Source organism: Arcicella sp. GW821-FHT09D11 (assembly GCF_059416265.1).
Window position 1 is genome coordinate 304,994 of the sequence record NZ_JBWKOV010000002.1, and the last position, 15,384, is coordinate 320,377.

General features: G+C 34.9%; 16 protein-coding genes. 7 read left to right on the forward strand and 9 right to left on the reverse strand.

Translation table 11 applies throughout. The annotated features are described in order from the left end of the window. Positions 1-15: 15 nt before the first annotated feature. The 6 genes from AC07N0_RS06545 to AC07N0_RS06570 form a co-directional block, all read right to left on the reverse strand. Positions 16-1,065: an efflux RND transporter periplasmic adaptor subunit gene (locus AC07N0_RS06545; protein ID WP_494588564.1), complete on the reverse strand. Its 1,050-nt coding sequence runs from the start codon at positions 1,063-1,065 to the stop codon at positions 16-18. 32 nt (positions 1,066-1,097) lie between these two features. Further along, positions 1,098-1,661 (reverse strand): glutathione peroxidase, encoded by a 564-nt coding sequence (locus AC07N0_RS06550; protein ID WP_494588565.1) that lies wholly within the window; start codon positions 1,659-1,661, stop codon positions 1,098-1,100. Positions 1,662-1,676: 15 nt separating this feature from the next. Beyond that, complete coding sequence (locus AC07N0_RS06555) at positions 1,677-3,086, reverse strand: TolC family protein (protein WP_494588566.1); 1,410 nt, start codon at positions 3,084-3,086, stop codon at positions 1,677-1,679. A gap of 95 nt (positions 3,087-3,181) precedes the next feature. Then, positions 3,182-3,628 carry a PaaI family thioesterase gene (locus AC07N0_RS06560; RefSeq protein ID WP_494588567.1) on the reverse strand — a complete coding sequence of 149 codons (447 nt, stop codon included), beginning with the start codon at positions 3,626-3,628 and terminating at the stop codon, positions 3,182-3,184. Further along, on the reverse strand, positions 3,621-4,235 hold the full coding sequence (locus tag AC07N0_RS06565; RefSeq protein WP_492801651.1) for a TetR/AcrR family transcriptional regulator: 615 nt from the start codon (positions 4,233-4,235) through the stop codon (positions 3,621-3,623). Before AC07N0_RS06565 ends, AC07N0_RS06560 begins: the two co-directional genes overlap by 8 nt. A gap of 45 nt (positions 4,236-4,280) precedes the next feature. Next, positions 4,281-4,703, reverse strand: coding sequence for a DUF2147 domain-containing protein (locus AC07N0_RS06570; RefSeq protein WP_494588568.1), 423 nt, complete (start codon positions 4,701-4,703; stop codon positions 4,281-4,283). Positions 4,704-5,023: 320 nt separating this feature from the next. Here AC07N0_RS06570 and AC07N0_RS06575 point away from each other — a divergent pair, with 320 nt between their 5' ends. Next, a complete protein-coding gene (locus AC07N0_RS06575) occupies positions 5,024-5,785 on the forward strand; it encodes a phosphosulfolactate synthase (protein ID WP_492801654.1) in 762 nt (253 codons plus the stop codon). Between the two features lie 117 nt (positions 5,786-5,902). Beyond that, positions 5,903-6,550, forward strand: a complete 648-nt coding sequence (locus AC07N0_RS06580; RefSeq protein ID WP_494588569.1) for a VTT domain-containing protein — start codon at positions 5,903-5,905, stop codon at positions 6,548-6,550. Between the two features lie 78 nt (positions 6,551-6,628). Here AC07N0_RS06580 and AC07N0_RS06585 read toward each other — a convergent pair whose 3' ends face one another. Beyond that, positions 6,629-7,444 carry a phytanoyl-CoA dioxygenase family protein gene (locus AC07N0_RS06585; RefSeq protein ID WP_494589090.1) on the reverse strand — a complete coding sequence of 272 codons (816 nt, stop codon included), beginning with the start codon at positions 7,442-7,444 and terminating at the stop codon, positions 6,629-6,631. 418 nt (positions 7,445-7,862) lie between these two features. After that, complete coding sequence (locus AC07N0_RS06590; RefSeq protein ID WP_492801656.1) at positions 7,863-8,621, reverse strand: phosphatase PAP2-related protein; 759 nt, start codon at positions 8,619-8,621, stop codon at positions 7,863-7,865. Positions 8,622-8,757: 136 nt separating this feature from the next. Between AC07N0_RS06590 and msrA the strand changes: the two genes are divergently transcribed. Further along, positions 8,758-9,423 carry a peptide-methionine (S)-S-oxide reductase MsrA gene (gene msrA, locus AC07N0_RS06595; protein WP_494588570.1) on the forward strand — a complete coding sequence of 222 codons (666 nt, stop codon included), beginning with the start codon at positions 8,758-8,760 and terminating at the stop codon, positions 9,421-9,423. Positions 9,424-9,654: 231 nt separating this feature from the next. Then, positions 9,655-11,730: a protein-disulfide reductase DsbD family protein gene (locus AC07N0_RS06600; RefSeq protein ID WP_494588571.1), complete on the forward strand. Its 2,076-nt coding sequence runs from the start codon at positions 9,655-9,657 to the stop codon at positions 11,728-11,730. A 53-nt stretch (positions 11,731-11,783) separates the two neighbouring features. Here the strand turns inward: AC07N0_RS06600 and AC07N0_RS06605 are convergent, their stop codons facing one another. Continuing rightward, positions 11,784-12,269 carry a YdcF family protein gene (locus tag AC07N0_RS06605; RefSeq protein WP_494588572.1) on the reverse strand — a complete coding sequence of 162 codons (486 nt, stop codon included), beginning with the start codon at positions 12,267-12,269 and terminating at the stop codon, positions 11,784-11,786. 146 nt (positions 12,270-12,415) lie between these two features. On the opposite strand from AC07N0_RS06605, the gene AC07N0_RS06610 reads away from it, so the two are divergent. The 3 genes from AC07N0_RS06610 (at position 12,416) to AC07N0_RS06620 (ending at position 15,339) form a co-directional block, all read left to right on the forward strand. Continuing rightward, on the forward strand, positions 12,416-12,937 hold the full coding sequence (locus AC07N0_RS06610; RefSeq protein WP_309920937.1) for a cupin domain-containing protein: 522 nt from the start codon (positions 12,416-12,418) through the stop codon (positions 12,935-12,937). Between the two features lie 442 nt (positions 12,938-13,379). Beyond that, entirely contained in the window at positions 13,380-13,982 is a 603-nt protein-coding gene (locus tag AC07N0_RS06615) for a TetR/AcrR family transcriptional regulator (RefSeq protein WP_492801662.1), read from the forward strand. A gap of 7 nt (positions 13,983-13,989) precedes the next feature. Then, positions 13,990-15,339 (forward strand): TolC family protein, encoded by a 1,350-nt coding sequence (locus tag AC07N0_RS06620; RefSeq protein ID WP_494588573.1) that lies wholly within the window; start codon positions 13,990-13,992, stop codon positions 15,337-15,339. Positions 15,340-15,384 lie beyond the last annotated feature (45 nt).

Consider the following 15,384-nt stretch of genomic DNA (forward strand, 5'->3'; position numbering starts at 1 on the left):
TGTGAAACTCTCTTTTTATTGAATGATTTTTACCTTGCTTCCTTCTACTAAATACGCAGACCCGCCAGTGATTACTTGTGTAATGGGTACAGAAGGGCTCTGGATAAATACTTTATCATTATTGATAGAAAGTATTTTAATGGCCACTTTGTGTGCTTTTCCGTTTTCAACTGTATACACAAAAGCATCATTTCCGTTACCTTCAATGACGGCATCGATGGGCACAAAGGTATTTTGATGAATAGCATTTGGTGTAATGATGGCATTACCGAATAGCCCCGCAGCCATTTTTTTGCCCTGTGTATTTAACTTTAATTCAGCCTGATATAACCCAGAACTTTGGTCTGCTCCTTGTGATAGGTTAGAGACTGTAGCCGTAAATGGAGTATCGGCAAAAGCATCTAATTGAATCGTCGCTTTATCTCCTAAATGAAGGCGTGTCCAGTCTTTATCGGCAACACCTACTTTCAAGACCCAGTCGTTAGCACTGGTTGCATTCATAAAGAATACAGGAGTGCCTGGGCTAGCTAGTTCGCCCTCGTTCATAAGCTTTTTTACAATTACACCTGTAGAAGTGGCATAAATCTTAGAAAATCCCTGATTGTAATTCGCAATTTCAAAGTTTTGTTTGGCTACGCTCAAAGCCGTAGTTAGGTTTTGTACTTGTTCAAGGGTAGCGACAGAATCTTTATAAAGATTGGTCACTCTTCTTAAATCACGTTCAGCTTTTTGTACACTTTCAGAAGCCTGTTGTACTTGAGCATTGATTTCAGTAAGGTTTAACGAGGCTAATAGTTGTCCTTTCGAAACATTCTGACCTTCCTTTACATAAATTTTGGCAATAATTCCGCCTGTTTTAAACGATAAACGAGCTTCTTGTAACGAAGCCATTAATCCCGAGGCTTTGATAACTTCATTTGAATTTCCTTGGACAACCTCCGCCAATTTCACGGCGATTACGTCTTCGTCTGCCAAAGATTTTTTTTCTTCCGCTTTTTTGCCACAACTTACCAGTACCGAAAACAGGAAGGAAAGGCCAATAGAATAAGTGATAATTTTTTTCATATCCTTTGAATATTTATTCTTAAAAAATTGATTTAGAATGCTAATGCTTGTTTGAAAGAAGGATTTTCAGGCTTAATGGCTGAACCAAAAAAATGCGTCAATTCCCCTTTTTCGTTGATTAAGTATTTACAGAAGTTCCAGCTTGGTGCTATATTATTCCAGCCATTTTGATTTTCTTCAGAAAGCCATTGACAAATAGGATGTTTATCATTGCCCAACACACTTACTTTTTCTGTAATCGTGAATGAAACGCCATAGTTTACTTGGCAGAATTCTTCAATGTCAGAGGCACTACCAGATTCCTGTGCTAGAAAATTATTGGCGGGCATACCGATAACAACTACTTTGTCTCCAAATTTTTCATGAAACTGTTGCCAGTCTTCATATTGTGGAGTGTATCCACATTTAGAAGCCGTGTTGATAATCAATACTTTTTTGCCTTCAAAATCAGCAAAGTTGATTGTTGTTTTACCTGTCAGGTTCTTGATTGTTAAATCATAAAATGACTTCTTGCCAGCTTTTGCCGTTTTGGGGCGGGCGATGATATTATTTTTTTCAGTAATGTTTCTGAAAATACTTTTTATCGTGTTAAACATGATTTCTTAGTAGGGTTATTTGATTTCGTAACTAGCTTTGGCTCTTTCTAGGTCAGTCCATTTTAGCCAAACATCATAAAGAGAAATAGATTGTTGTAGTTGTGCTGTGGTGATTTGTGTCTGTGCATCAAGCAATTCTATAAAATTCAGGTTGCCTTCTTTGTATCTGCGGAGCATATCGCGGTAATATCTTTCAGCAGTTGATATTTGCGAAGCCTTAGATGCAAATACTTTTTTAGAGGAGCTTAATGAGTTTTGTGCCATTTCAGTCTGGAGTGCCAACTGGTTTTTTACCTGTTGTGCTTGGGTATCCAAAGCCGCCAAGTCCATTTCCGACTGTTTTACTTTTAACTGATTCCTGCCAAAAGAATACACAGGTAAATCAAATGAAACACCGAGCAATACAAAGGCATTTGGGCTAAAGAAGTTTTTATCAGCACTGGCTATTTGGGCGAAACGTCCTTGCGAACCTACATCTAAGGAAGCCCCCACTTTTAGTTTTTTGTAAGATTGACTCAACCCTACCAACTGTTTGTTGATATTGATTCCTGCCTGAATCTTATCTAATTCTTCTCGATGTCCATCTTCAAGATTCAAGTCAAGTAGAGATGTATTGAGGTTTTCGATTTCAATGATGGAATTAAAATCCTTGTTCAATAAAAAATTAAAGTAAGCTGCCGCATTCAGTTGATTACCCTTGGCATTGCTAATTTCAGCATCAATTTTTGCAATTTCGTTACGAGTACGTACCAGCACTGTTGGATTTGCCGAACCATTCTTAATCAAACTTTCATTTACCCGTTCGCTTTCTTGAAGAATTTTCAGTGCATTTTCATACACCTTAACGGCTTCACTGGCTTTTAAATAATTAAAATAAGCTGCTTTGATGTCGCGTACTAATTCACGTTTATACACCTGAATTTCGGTTTGTTGTACCGTTATTTGCTCTTTTTTGATAGCTTGGTTGTATCTAATTTCAGCATTCAAAATGGGCATAGTAGTTTTAAAACGCAAATCGTAAAAGTCTTTAGGAACTAGTTGCTCAGAAGTATTGGAGATTTGCGGAAACTTGTTTGAATTGGTCAGTGCATTTAAGGTTGAGTAAACAGGGTTTACCAAATCACCTACTGGAATTTCGATTTTACGTCCGCCCTGTGCCGCCGAAACAGTAGTGTTGAAACTAACATTAGGTTTAAAGAGTGCCTTCGCTTCCTCAAGGGCATACACTGCTTTCTGTAAAGAGAATTGTTGCTGTTTGATAATCTGGCTATTTTTTAAACCTTCTTGCACATATTGGTTTAAAATATCTGATTGAGCCTTTGAATCTGTCAAGAAGCAAATACTTACAAGCAATAGTAAAACCAGTTTATTATTGGCAAGATTGATTGCTATAAAAGGTTTTGCGTAAATTTTTAGGGTTTTCATAAACGTTATTTAAAATATAAACAGTGTTTAGTTATTAAGCAAAATAAAAAGCACTTAACCTGAAATGTTGAAATAGTGCTTTTTAAGTTGATAAATTATAAGGACTTTATTTCGTTGCTGGTAGATACCAGATTGGTCGTACATTTTGCGATAATTGTCCCTTGTTGATTCCTGATTTCGCCTTCGGCATGGGCTATTTTTTTGCCTACTCTGATTATCTTGGATTTTGCGGTAACCTTTTCTCCAATTTTAGCAGAAAATAGGTAATCAATCGAAAGATTGACAGTACTATAGAAAGCTGTATGCCCCATGCTAAAGATTGTCATCCCGATAATATCATCCATCATCGTGGCTGCTACGCCCCCATGAAGAATATGCGCAGGGTTACACATATCTTTGCGAATGGTATATTCTACCGTAATAGCGCCATGTTCAAGACCAATCAGAATGCCATCTAGCCATTTTGAAACGGGCGAGGGACTATTTTCGGCTAAGGGTTTGCCGACGAGGTTAGTGAAAAAATCAAGCGATGGATTAGTCATGTTGAATAAGTTCTATCATCTGTTCCACTGAAGCAGACATTAATTGTTGAATGTGTTCTTGTGGGAACATTTTAAATCTATTTCTTATTTTAAGTGAAACTAAGCCGTGCATAAACGACCAAATCGACATAGTTGCTAATTCTAATCCAGAAATCTTGATTAACTTATTATCAATACACTCCTGCACAATCGTGCAGATAAGTTCAAAACATCTATGACCACATGCCCATTCTTCATTGTCGAAAATGGCTTCCATGGGTGCATTCTGGATAAACATCAAATCGTACATGGCTGGATTTTCCAAAGCAAACTTCATGTACGCATATCCTTGCTGACGAAGTTTTTCAAGGGGATTCTGTATGCCCTCAATCGCATCAGACATTTCCAGTATTAATTTTTCAAAACCTAATTCATGAACAGCAAAGAAAATCTCACTTTTGTCTTTAAAATAAAGATATATTGTTGCTGGACTATACTCTACACGGTCGGCAATGGCACGAATAGAAGCCTTCTCGTAACCATCTTCTATAAAGGCTTGTTGCGCGGCTTCTAAAATCATTGACCGAACTTCTTGCCTTTCTCTTTCTTTTCTCTCGATAATACCCATATTTTGAATGTTCGATTTTAAAATGTGGATACAATTTCCACAAAATCATTTAACTCTTGTCCATACTGTTGATCTTCCTAATAAAGAAATACCAATATAGCCCCTGATTTCTAATTCGTCATTACTCTTTAGCTTCATCGTGCAAGAGTAGCTCTTGCCATTATTAGGGTCATAAACGTTTCCGCCTTCCCATGATTTTCCTTTGAAACTAAAGTCTTTTAAAATAGTAGAACCTATAATATCTTTATTTCTTAACGAAGGGTCTGGATTCTTCTCATCTTTTTTTCCAGAAGACTTTCCCCAAACTACTTTTCCGAAATATTTTTCCCCTTGTTTAAAGATTAATACCTTTCCATCTTTTTCCTCAGAAAGCCATTCACCTAAAATAGCATCTTTATGAACAGACTGTGCCTTGCCAAGATTGATTATTAACAGAAACATAATAATCGTGCTAATTGTATTTTTCATATTTTTAGAAGTTTAAAATCATTAGGCACAAAAATAATGAACAGTGTTCATAAAAAGAACACCTTTTTGTTAAATTTTTATAAATCTAAGAAAAATTATTTTTCAAAAAAAGTTAAGTGGTTGTCTTATAGGTTGTTATGAGTGTCTTGTATTGAATTAACACAATATATGAACATTCTAATTTGCTGGATAGCAAGGATATATTTAATTTTGCAGTTCACGTTCTTGTATTGATTAAATAATGTGCTTTTTTTGAAGTAAAAATTTGGAAATCAATACCCGAAAAACGACAGGTGACAACTGATAACCGATAACAAAATATGAATTATCCACTTACTCAAATTCCTGAGAGAACTACTAAACCACGCCAAAAAGGATACACAATGGTGATGGACAAAGGTCTAAGTATCAGACAGATAGAGGATTTTTTGGAAACGAGTGCTGCTTATACTGACATCGTAAAGTTAGGATGGGCTACATCGTTTGTAACCCCAAACTTGAAAGAAAAATTAGCCGTTTACAAATCAGCAGGGATTCCTGTATATTTTGGAGGGACTTTATTTGAAGCTTTTATTATTCGTAAACAATTTGATGAGTACCGTCGTATTTTAGATCAATTTGGAATGGAGTATGCCGAGGTTTCAGATGGTTCTTTAGAAATGGAACAAGATGATAAATGCGAATATATCAGAACTTTAGCCAAACAAGTAACTGTACTTTCTGAAGTAGGTTCTAAAGATGAAGCTAAAATCATTCCTCCATACAAATGGATTAAATTGATGAAGGCTGAATTAGAAGCAGGTGCTTGGAAAGTAATTGGCGAAGCCCGCGAAGGCGGAAACGTTGGTTTGTTCCGTGCATCAGGAGAAGTTCGTCAAGGATTAGTAGAAGAAATTCTTACAGAGATTCCAGAAGAGAAAATCATTTGGGAAGCTCCACAAAAATCTCAACAAGTATGGTTCGTGAAGTTGGTAGGCGCTAATGTAAACGTTGGCAATATTGCACCGCACGAAGTGATTTCTTTAGAGACCATTCGTCTAGGATTAAGAGGTGATACATTTACTCATTTTTTAGATAAGTAACCACTCAACATCAACAAACAGAAAGAATCAGTTATTAGTGAAGGCGAATACAAGAAGTGCCTTTTCTCATAACTGATTTTTAATGTATAATGCTTACTAAACAAACCCAATGTACAAATGGAAATTATCAACTTTTTCTTACAACTCCTCAAAGACCCATTACATGCACTTTCTGATTTTATCAGTGAACATGGCACTGTTACTTACGGATTACTTTTCTTGATTATTTTCGTAGAAACTGGGCTTATCGTAATGCCTCTATTACCTGGCGATTCTTTGCTTTTTGCTGTCGGCGTATTGGCTGCTCCTGCAACAGGTGGTAAAATTGATATTACATTTGTTATTCCGCTTTTAATCGGAGCCGCTCTTTTGGGCGATAATGTAAACTATTTTATCGGAAAGTATTTTAGTGAATACGTAAAGTCTAAGGATAAGATTCTATTTTTAAAGCGTAAACATATTACTCAAACAGAAGATTTTTATGCCAAACATGGTGGACAAACGGTTATTATGGCTCGTTTTGTGCCTATTGTCCGTACAGTAGCACCATTTGTAGCGGGTGCAGGAAGCATGAAATATAGTACTTATATTACTTTTTGTATATTAGGCGCTACACTTTGGGTGAGCTCAATTACGCTACTTGGTTACTTTTTAGGAAATAACGAATGGGTAAAGCATAATTTTGAAAAAGTGGTTTTAGGGATTGTTGCATTTTCAATTTTACCAATGATTTTTGCTTTTGCGAAATCTAAATTGTCAAAATAGATTTTCAGCATTATAATATAGTAAAAAAGCCTGTGGAAAATATTTTCCACAGGCTTTTTAAGTTCTATTACTGATTGCTTATTTCTGAACAACTTTTGCAAAACGGTGATAAAATGGCGTTTTACTATTTTCGTTTTTAGGCATGTATTTACCTGTAATGATAGGTACATACATTACTCTACGACGAGACTTCTCACCAACATTTGGTGAAACCTCTACTCTGTGCCACAAACGGCCATCGTGTACGGTTAAATCTCCTGCTTGAATCTCAAAACCAACTTCCTTTGTATCAGGGGTATGGTCGATAAAATATTTTTTACCAAACAAAAGTTTTAAAACACTCTGGTTTTGTGTCCCCGGCAACACTCTTAACCCCCCGTTAGAACTTGGGCAATTATCTAAGTGTACTCCTACGTTCAACATAGGAAGGATTTTCTGACCTAAAAATAAATCACGAGGGCTGTCTGTATGCCATCCCATTTGTGTGAATTTACTGTTTGGCGCATTTACATAATGATTAAAGACAAGACCATCCTTTTCGTTGTCGCTAATACGGCCATCATAAGGAGCCAATAACTCAACCAATACTTGTAAGCGAGGGTCTTTCAAGAATTCACCTAAGAAAGTACTATACTTGTTAGTAAAGCACATTCTTTGAATCATTTTATTACCGTGTTCGTCTTTACCAAACTTCAACGGAATACCGTTGATTTTCTCAACGCCATCAGTCAACCATTGTTTTTCAATTTTATCTAATTCGCTGATACACTTTTGAATAGTTTCAGCATTAATGAAATTTTTAAATTGAATTACACCATACTTGCGGAAATAATCTTTCTGCTCTTGTGTTAGTTTCTCCCCTAATTGGAAGGTTTTGTACTCAAACTTTACCATATTTTTACCCTGAATTAAAGTGGTTTGCAAGAACTATATTTGATAGAAAGTTCCTGATACAAAACTAATTTGTTCAACCAAACCAGTTTTGTAAAAAATTGTACAAAATAAAGTTTAACGATTCTTACAATCGTTTCATAAACATAGTTGGGCAGAACTATGTTTACTTAGTTTAGGAATAAGAAAATCAACCTCCTTTTTCCGTAAAACAATGCAAATTAATTGAATGTAATCAAATTGTAAATTTTTCATTAGAAAATTTACAATTTACCTCTGTTAATTAACAAATATTAGTTGCAAACTTAAAAACGCTCAATAATTTTTTAATACCTACTAATTTTTGACTTGCAAAATTAAGGGTTTAATTAATATATTTTCTATCATTCCCTTAAAATACAACGGTTTATGATTTTTGGACTTAAATAATTTTACCGCTAAGCCAGAAAAGGGTTTCCAAGATAATGAAAAATAATAATATTATCCCACAAGTGATTGACCATTTTTGTTTATTGATATAACGTGCAATCACATAAGAAAGTGCAGTAAAGAAAAATGCACCAATGACATCAGCTGTATAATGTACATGTTGAACTAGCAATAATATTGCCAAAGTGATGCATGCAATAGCCGCTAATGTTTTTTCCCAACGTTTTTCAAGAAACAACCAAATCATTACCATCGTTGCAGTATGACCAGAAAAAAATAAATCTTTTGTGATAGGTTCGGTATCTCCATAGATTAATAACTCGGCAAAAGTATCATGAAGAGGAACTAAATCGATAGGAGGATTCAAGGGAAAAAAATAAATACATGACATCCTCAATACTGTTTCAATCACAAAAGTTAAGCAGAAAAGTAAAAATAATTTTGGCTTAACAATTACCCTACAAAGTAGGAATACGAGCATCCCGTAGATAACAGCAAAAATTGGCGTTGAAACATCCAACGCTGGTATAGTGTTTAATACAATATCAGAAAGGTAGGCACCTTCGCGTTTTTGAATATTAATAAAATAAGAAGGAAATTTTGGGGCAGCCCAAAAGGAAACACCAACTGCTGTTAGTAATTTAATGGTAAATCCATCTGACTGTATAGCATCTTTCCAACGTTGCTGTACAACTTTAAAGTAACTTTTTGATGTTTTTTGTGGTTCTGATTTTGTAAGTATGTCGTTCATCAGACAATCTAATTTTTTAATTGGTACTATCTTTGGATATTATTTTTACGTATGTAATGTTACAAGGATATCATCGTTGTAAGAAATACTTTCATAAAAAATACAAACTTACATCAAGTTTTAAACGTTATCAACAATGAGAACAAAAATTAATATCATACTTCTTGGAATATTTACATTGTTCGTAAATATTTCATGTGCTAAAAGTTCTGATAATCAGAAAAATACCAATAAAATGAACAATGAAAAAGTCAATCTTGAAGGAACAGAAGTAGTTACGTTTGGAGCGGGATGCTTTTGGTGTGTGGAAGCTATTTTTCAGCAAGTAGAAGGTGTTGTAAAAGTAGAATCAGGTTATTCTGGAGGAAAGGTTAAAAACCCATCTTACAAAGAAGTTTGTACGGGTCTTACGGGTCATGCAGAAGTGGTACAAGTAACTTTTGACCCTAAGAAAATATCTTTTGACAAAATTTTAGAAATTTTCTGGAAAACCCACGACCCTACTACCTTAAATCGTCAGGGTGCTGATGAAGGACCACAATATCGTTCTGCCGTTTTTTATCATAACGAAGCCCAGAAAAAAACTGCTGAGGCTTGGAAAGCTAAACTAAATGCTGAACACGTTTTCCCGAATCCGATTGTAACAGAAATTACCGCATTTTCAGTGTTTTATCCTGCTGAAGATTATCACCAAGATTATTATGAATTGAATGGGCATAATCCTTATTGCCAAGTAGTGATAAAACCGAAGCTAGAGAAATTTACAAAGATATTCAAAGAGAATTTGAAGAAAATGAACTAGTTCAATAAAGACAATTATTTAAAAGGTTAAATTTGAGAAAATTTAGCCTTTTTATTTTTTTAAGTAAAAGCAATTGAATTGCTAAACATACATTTATTGCTATTGATTTGCTTTAAATTTGCGCTTCAAAACAATTAATAAGGCTTAATAGCATGTATTTACAAAGATGTAGAACCCACAGCTACAATTTACTGTTTAGAAAATTAAGCATATTATACAATCCATCAACAGATGAAAAAGTTATTTTTTAGTTTATTAATATTACTTACTTATTCAGTAGGCACTACTGCACAAAAACTTACACCCGCCAAATGGTCTTGGGCTTTATCAAAAGCAAATCCAGCAGTTGGCGAAACGGTTGACATCATTTTTTCGGTAGATATTCAAGACGACTGGTATTTATACTCTTCAGATTTTAGTGAAGACTTAGGCCCAACAGTTACTACGATTAAATTAAAAGCAAATGATAGTTATGAGGCCGTAGGAGGCCTAAAGGCTATCAATCCATCTAAGAAATTCGATAAAGAAATTTGGAATGGCGAATATACGTACTTTAAACATAAAGCTATTTTTCGCCAAAGTATCAAGATATTAAAAGCGAAATTTTTAGTGGAGGGTGCTTATGATAGCCAATCTTGTTCAGATGTCAGTGGGACGTGTGTTCCTGTAAAAGGTAATTTTGCTTTAGCAGGAGCTGAAAAAAAAAACGATAGCCGCCCCATCGAAGAAAAAGCTGTAAAAACAGCTACAGAAAGTACTACTTTAACGCCTGTTGTTAAAGACTCAGTGGTAGTTAAGACAGAAATCCAAGCAGATACATTAGTCGCTGAAAAAAGCACTAGCTCAGTAGCCTCTGAAACAGCAACATTACCCGCAGAACAACAATCGTTATTTGCTTTCTTTTGGGTAGCTTTTGGTGCAGGACTTTTGGCTTTGTTAACGCCATGTGTATATCCACTAATTCCCATGACAGTAAGTTTTTTCACCAAACAAAAAGGTGGAAGAAAATTAGCATTCCTATATGGCTTTTCGATTGTAGCTATCTATGTATTATTTGGCACATTGATTGCCGCATTGGCAGGACCGGGTTTTGCTAACTGGTTGAGTACTCACTGGATTCCTAATTTGCTATTCTTTGTCATCTTTGTATTTTTTGGAATATCATTTTTGGGTTGGTTCGAAATCGTTTTGCCTTCAAATTTTGTCAATAAAATAGATGCTCAGTCTGATAGAGGAGGTTTAATAGGGGTGTTCTTTATGGCATTTACGTTAGTATTGGTTTCATTCTCTTGTACTGGGCCTGTTGCTGGTTCTATTTTAATAGCTTCTGCCCAAGGCGAAATCATCAAACCTATTATTGGAATGTTTGGCTTTTCGTTAGCCTTTGCTATTCCATTTACTTTGTTTGCTATTTTCCCACAATGGTTGAAGAGCTTGCCAAAATCTGGTGGCTGGATGAATTCTGTAAAAGTAATTTTAGGCTTTTTAGAATTAGCATTAGCCCTTAAATTCTTAAGTACTGCCGACCAAGTATATCACTGGGGTATTTTAGATAGAGAGGTATATCTGGCTTTATGGATTGTAATATTCTCGTTAATAGGGTTTTATTTATTAGGCAAGGTTCAATTACCGCATGATGACAAAACAGATAAAGTAAGCGTGCCAAAAATGTTGATGGCAATTTTAGTGTTTGCGTTTGTGGTATATATGATTCCCGGAATGTTTGGAGCGCCACTAAAAGCATTGGCAGGTTGGTTACCGCCTCTTACTACACAAGACTTTGTGTCGTCGGGGTCTTCTAGCAAATCAGAAGGTGGAGATGTTAATTTCCCTAAACCAAAGTATAGTGAATTCCTTACTTTACCGCATGGTTTACAAGGCTTTTTTGATTATGAAGAAGCCGTAGCATATGCCAAAAAAGTAAACAAGCCCATCTTTATTGATTTTACTGGACACGGTTGTGTAAATTGTAGAAAAATGGAAGAAAATGTTTGGTCAAATCCAGCGGTATTGAAAAGACTGAAAGAAGACTATGTAGTAGTGGCTTTGTATGTGGATGATAAAATGGAATTACCGAAAGAAAAATGGTATATCTCTAAAGACGACGGACAAGAGAAAACTTCAATGGGCGACCAGAACCTAGATTTTCAGATTGTAAGATTCAACGGCAATGCTCAGCCTTATTATTGTTTAGTCAATCCAAATGAACAAAAAGGCACTTTGGCTCCACCAAAAGCATTTGATTCAAATGTTGAAAACTTTGTAAAGTTTTTGGATGAAGGAAAAGCAAAATATGTTTCAAAATAATATTTATTGAGTTATTAATGTCAAGAGGTTTATGAAAGTAAGCCTCTTGGTGTTTAAGACAACATCCTTAGCCGATTGAGTGCTTGTTGTTCAAGCCTGACAAGCCTTTCCATTTCTTCTTCGTATAAATTTGATTTTACTTCAAGGAAAAAGAGGAACTGGTAATCAGCATATTTTTGAAAAGTAAAACGGATTCTTTCTACTTGATAATCAGAAGTAATCACAGCTACCATATCAGGTTCATAGCGATTGATGATTCTATGGCATAGTTGAATGTCTTCAATGGCGGTTTCACCTAAAGAGAATTCAATAAACCTGTCGTGGGCAATTCCTTCTTCTAATAAAAAATGCTGTAGATATTGGGCATGCGGATACTCAGAAGTATTGAAATGACTGCCAAAGCCACCCGTACACAACACATAAAATTCAGGATTATTTTTCAAGAACTTTGATGCACCCAATACTCTGTCAATGGCAATCGGTGAAAGGCTACCATCATAAGTATTGGCATCGGCCATGATAATCAATAATCCATTCATAAGGAAAATACCATTTAATAATTTTATTGTTTTATTTGATGGGAAGACACGACAAAGATAGAACTATAATTGCTAAATAGTTTTTGCCTATCAAAGGGAAATTATGCAAAACTCTTAACTTTGTAATTCAAAAACTGTCAAACCTTATGAATCTTACCCTTTCTCAAGATGCTGATAAGGCATCTATCTTTGAACAAATTGCAGCTGCCTTGGCGGAAGATAACTTTACTGTAGTGAAACAAGACCAAACTCGTCCTTGGGGAGGTTTTTTTGTTATCGACGAAACTCAAGCACCAGCTTTTGCAGCTAAATATTTTCCACATTTGGAAATGTCTGAAATTCAGATTACCAATAAATTATCACCAAAGATTTTAGTTGTAGCTCCTGAAAAACGTTTGTCTTGGCAATATCATTTCCGTCGTGCTGAAATTTGGAAAGTAATTGCAGGTACTACAGTAGGTGTAAAGATTAGTGATACAGACGAAGAGTCTGACGAAGTGAAGGTATTAGAATCAGGAAGTTTTATTCAGATGGACACAGGCGAACGCCACCGTTTAATCGGTTTAGATGGTTGGGGAATAGTAGCCGAAATTTGGCAACATACTGACCCTGAAAACCCTTCTGATGAAGAAGATATTGTTAGATTACAGGATGATTTTGGAAGATAATTCCAACCATTATTATCTCTATTGCGTCATTAATTTATCATAATAACAAAAGGTCGTCAAGAATCATCTGTTTTCTGACGACCTTTTTTTGTGGTCTTAACAAATAAAAAACCAAAATTTTAAGGAAAGCTGGTATGTTTTTTGATGTAAATAATTAATAAAAAGGTATTTCACATCACCAAAAAAATAAACAAGATAAGCAAGTATATAAAAAAAATGCAAATACGGCTAGTTTGCTAAAACTAATTTGCTTTACAATTATTTAACATAACCCGCACATATTAAATATTTAATAGCTGCTAATAGCTTCAACCGCTTATCCCCGTGTTTTACCTTTTCTAAAAAAAATCATAAAAAACTTTGAGTGAGCTGAAAGTTTCCATAGCTTTGCATAAGAAACTTTTAATGTTTCTAAAGTTTCCTTACCAAATTATTACATCACTTGGAAATCAAAGAAAGAATTATCATTAAGGCGAAAGAATTGTTTTTTCGTTACGGAGTAAAGTCTGTGACTATGGATGATATTGCCAACGAGCTAGGAATTTCTAAAAAAACGATTTATCTACATTTTGAAGACAAAGACGATATCGTGTTTCAGTTGTTTCAACAAGAAATGAAGGAAGATAAATGTGAATGGGAAGAAATCCACAACTCGTCAAAGAATGTCATCGATAGAATGGTAAAATCAATGGAGGTCATTAAGCAAGCCTTTGCCGAGGTAAATCCATCAACATTATTTGATATTAAAAAGTACCATCCTAGGTCATGGAATATCTTTCAAGAACATAAGGAAAAATTCATCCTAGAAAGTATCAAAAAAGATTTAATTGAAGGCATAGAACAAGGCTTGTTCAGAGCAGAAATTAAAATAGATATTCTTGCCAGAATGCGTCTTGAACAAATTGAAATGGGATTTGACCCTAGTAGTTTTTCAATTAGCAAATTTACCATAGTAGAAGTACAATTAGAACTCCTAGACCATTTTATCCGAGGTGTTTTAACCGAGAAAGGAACCAAAATTTATAATGAATACCAACAAAAGTAAACTTCAAATGAGAAAACTTCTAAGAGGTAATTTGCTCTTATTTAGCATTTTAATTACTTCACAATTCGTAAAAGCACAGCAAAGCTACACGCTCAGAGAGGCAGTAGATTATGCTGTCAAGAATCATACCTCTATCAAAAATGCTCAAATTGATATTTTAACTGCTGAAGCAAGAGTAAGTGAATTGAAGGGTATTGGTTTGCCACAAGTAAGTGGAAATATTGGATATACCAACAACGTAATTATCCCGAAGGTATTTATCCCTGCTAAAACATTTGACCCTACTGCTAGTGAAGGGGATGTAATAGCGGCCGAATTTGGCGTTGCCAACAGTGGTCAGGCGGGTATAAATCTTAATCAAATCTTGTTTGATGGGTCATACTTACTAGGCCTTAAGGCAGCAGATGTCTACAAAGAGCTATCTAAAAAGACATTGGTACAAACTAAGCAACAAGCCGCAGAGAATGTAACAAAAGCTTATTACAGTATCTTAGTGAACGAGGAAAGAATCAAATTACTTGATTTAAACATCGGTCGTTTAGATTCTTTATTGCGTGATACTAAGGCATTGAATGTACAAGGTTTTACAGAGAAAATAGATGTACAACGACTTGAAGTTCAGATGAATAACTTGAAAATAGAAGCAAAGAATGTACAACGTTTGCAGGATTTAAGTTACCATCTGTTGAAATTTCAAATGGGAAAGAAGATTACTGAAACCATTACTTTGACGGATAAATTGGCGGACGTAAATATTTCAGAGGTATTGCCAGAAACCCCGCAGTCTATTAAATATGGTAACCGTATTGAATATTCTATCCTTGAAACGCAAAATCGTTTGGCTGAATTAGACTTGAAAAACCAAAAGGTAGGTTATTTGCCAAGAGTGATGTTGACAGGCGGCTATAACTATTCGGCTGGTCGCCCTTCATTTACAGATTTACTTACTAAATCTTGGGTTAATGCCGCATCACTTGGATTATCGATACAAATACCAATTTTTGATGGCTTCCAGAGAAAATACAAAATCGTTCAGTCGCAAAACAGTTTACAAAAAGTAAAAAACAGTTTTGAATTATTAGAAAACTCAATTGACCTTCAAGTAACACAAAGCCATATTACTTTAAAGAATGCTTACGAAACACTTGAAGAGCAAAAAGCTAATATGGAATTGGCTAAAGAAGTAGTAAGAGTTTCTAAAATCAAATACCAACAAGGGGTAGGTTCAAACTTAGAAGTAGTAAATGCTGAAATTGCTTATAAAGAAGCACAGACCAATTATTTTACTACCTTCTATAATGCCTTGGTAGCGAAAGTTGATTTAGACAAAGCATTGGGAAGACTTTATACCGAATAAATTCAAAGAAAATTATTAAATAATCTAGATTATAAAAAGACATTT

Bases quoted from the DNA above. Each gene is read 5' to 3' on its own strand.
- AC07N0_RS06545 (WP_494588564.1), bottom strand. From the start codon at position 1,065: ATGAAAAAAATTATCACTTATTCTATTGGCCTTTCCTTCCTGTTTTCG.
- AC07N0_RS06585 (WP_494589090.1), bottom strand. From the start codon at position 7,444: ATGGTAAAGTTTGAGTACAAAACCTTCCAATTAGGGGAGAAACTAACA.
- AC07N0_RS06550 (WP_494588565.1), bottom strand. From the start codon at position 1,661: ATGTTTAACACGATAAAAAGTATTTTCAGAAACATTACTGAAAAAAAT.
- msrA (WP_494588570.1), top strand. From the start codon at position 8,758: ATGAGAACAAAAATTAATATCATACTTCTTGGAATATTTACATTGTTC.
- AC07N0_RS06620 (WP_494588573.1), top strand. From the start codon at position 13,990: ATGAGAAAACTTCTAAGAGGTAATTTGCTCTTATTTAGCATTTTAATT.
- AC07N0_RS06560 (WP_494588567.1), bottom strand. From the start codon at position 3,628: ATGACTAATCCATCGCTTGATTTTTTCACTAACCTCGTCGGCAAACCC.
- AC07N0_RS06580 (WP_494588569.1), top strand. From the start codon at position 5,903: ATGGAAATTATCAACTTTTTCTTACAACTCCTCAAAGACCCATTACAT.
- AC07N0_RS06565 (WP_492801651.1), bottom strand. From the start codon at position 4,235: ATGGGTATTATCGAGAGAAAAGAAAGAGAAAGGCAAGAAGTTCGGTCA.
- AC07N0_RS06555 (WP_494588566.1), bottom strand. From the start codon at position 3,086: ATGAAAACCCTAAAAATTTACGCAAAACCTTTTATAGCAATCAATCTT.
- AC07N0_RS06575 (WP_492801654.1), top strand. From the start codon at position 5,024: ATGAATTATCCACTTACTCAAATTCCTGAGAGAACTACTAAACCACGC.
- AC07N0_RS06570 (WP_494588568.1), bottom strand. From the start codon at position 4,703: ATGAAAAATACAATTAGCACGATTATTATGTTTCTGTTAATAATCAAT.
- AC07N0_RS06590 (WP_492801656.1), bottom strand. From the start codon at position 8,621: ATGAACGACATACTTACAAAATCAGAACCACAAAAAACATCAAAAAGT.
- AC07N0_RS06610 (WP_309920937.1), top strand. From the start codon at position 12,416: ATGAATCTTACCCTTTCTCAAGATGCTGATAAGGCATCTATCTTTGAA.
- AC07N0_RS06605 (WP_494588572.1), bottom strand. From the start codon at position 12,269: ATGAATGGATTATTGATTATCATGGCCGATGCCAATACTTATGATGGT.
- AC07N0_RS06600 (WP_494588571.1), top strand. From the start codon at position 9,655: ATGAAAAAGTTATTTTTTAGTTTATTAATATTACTTACTTATTCAGTA.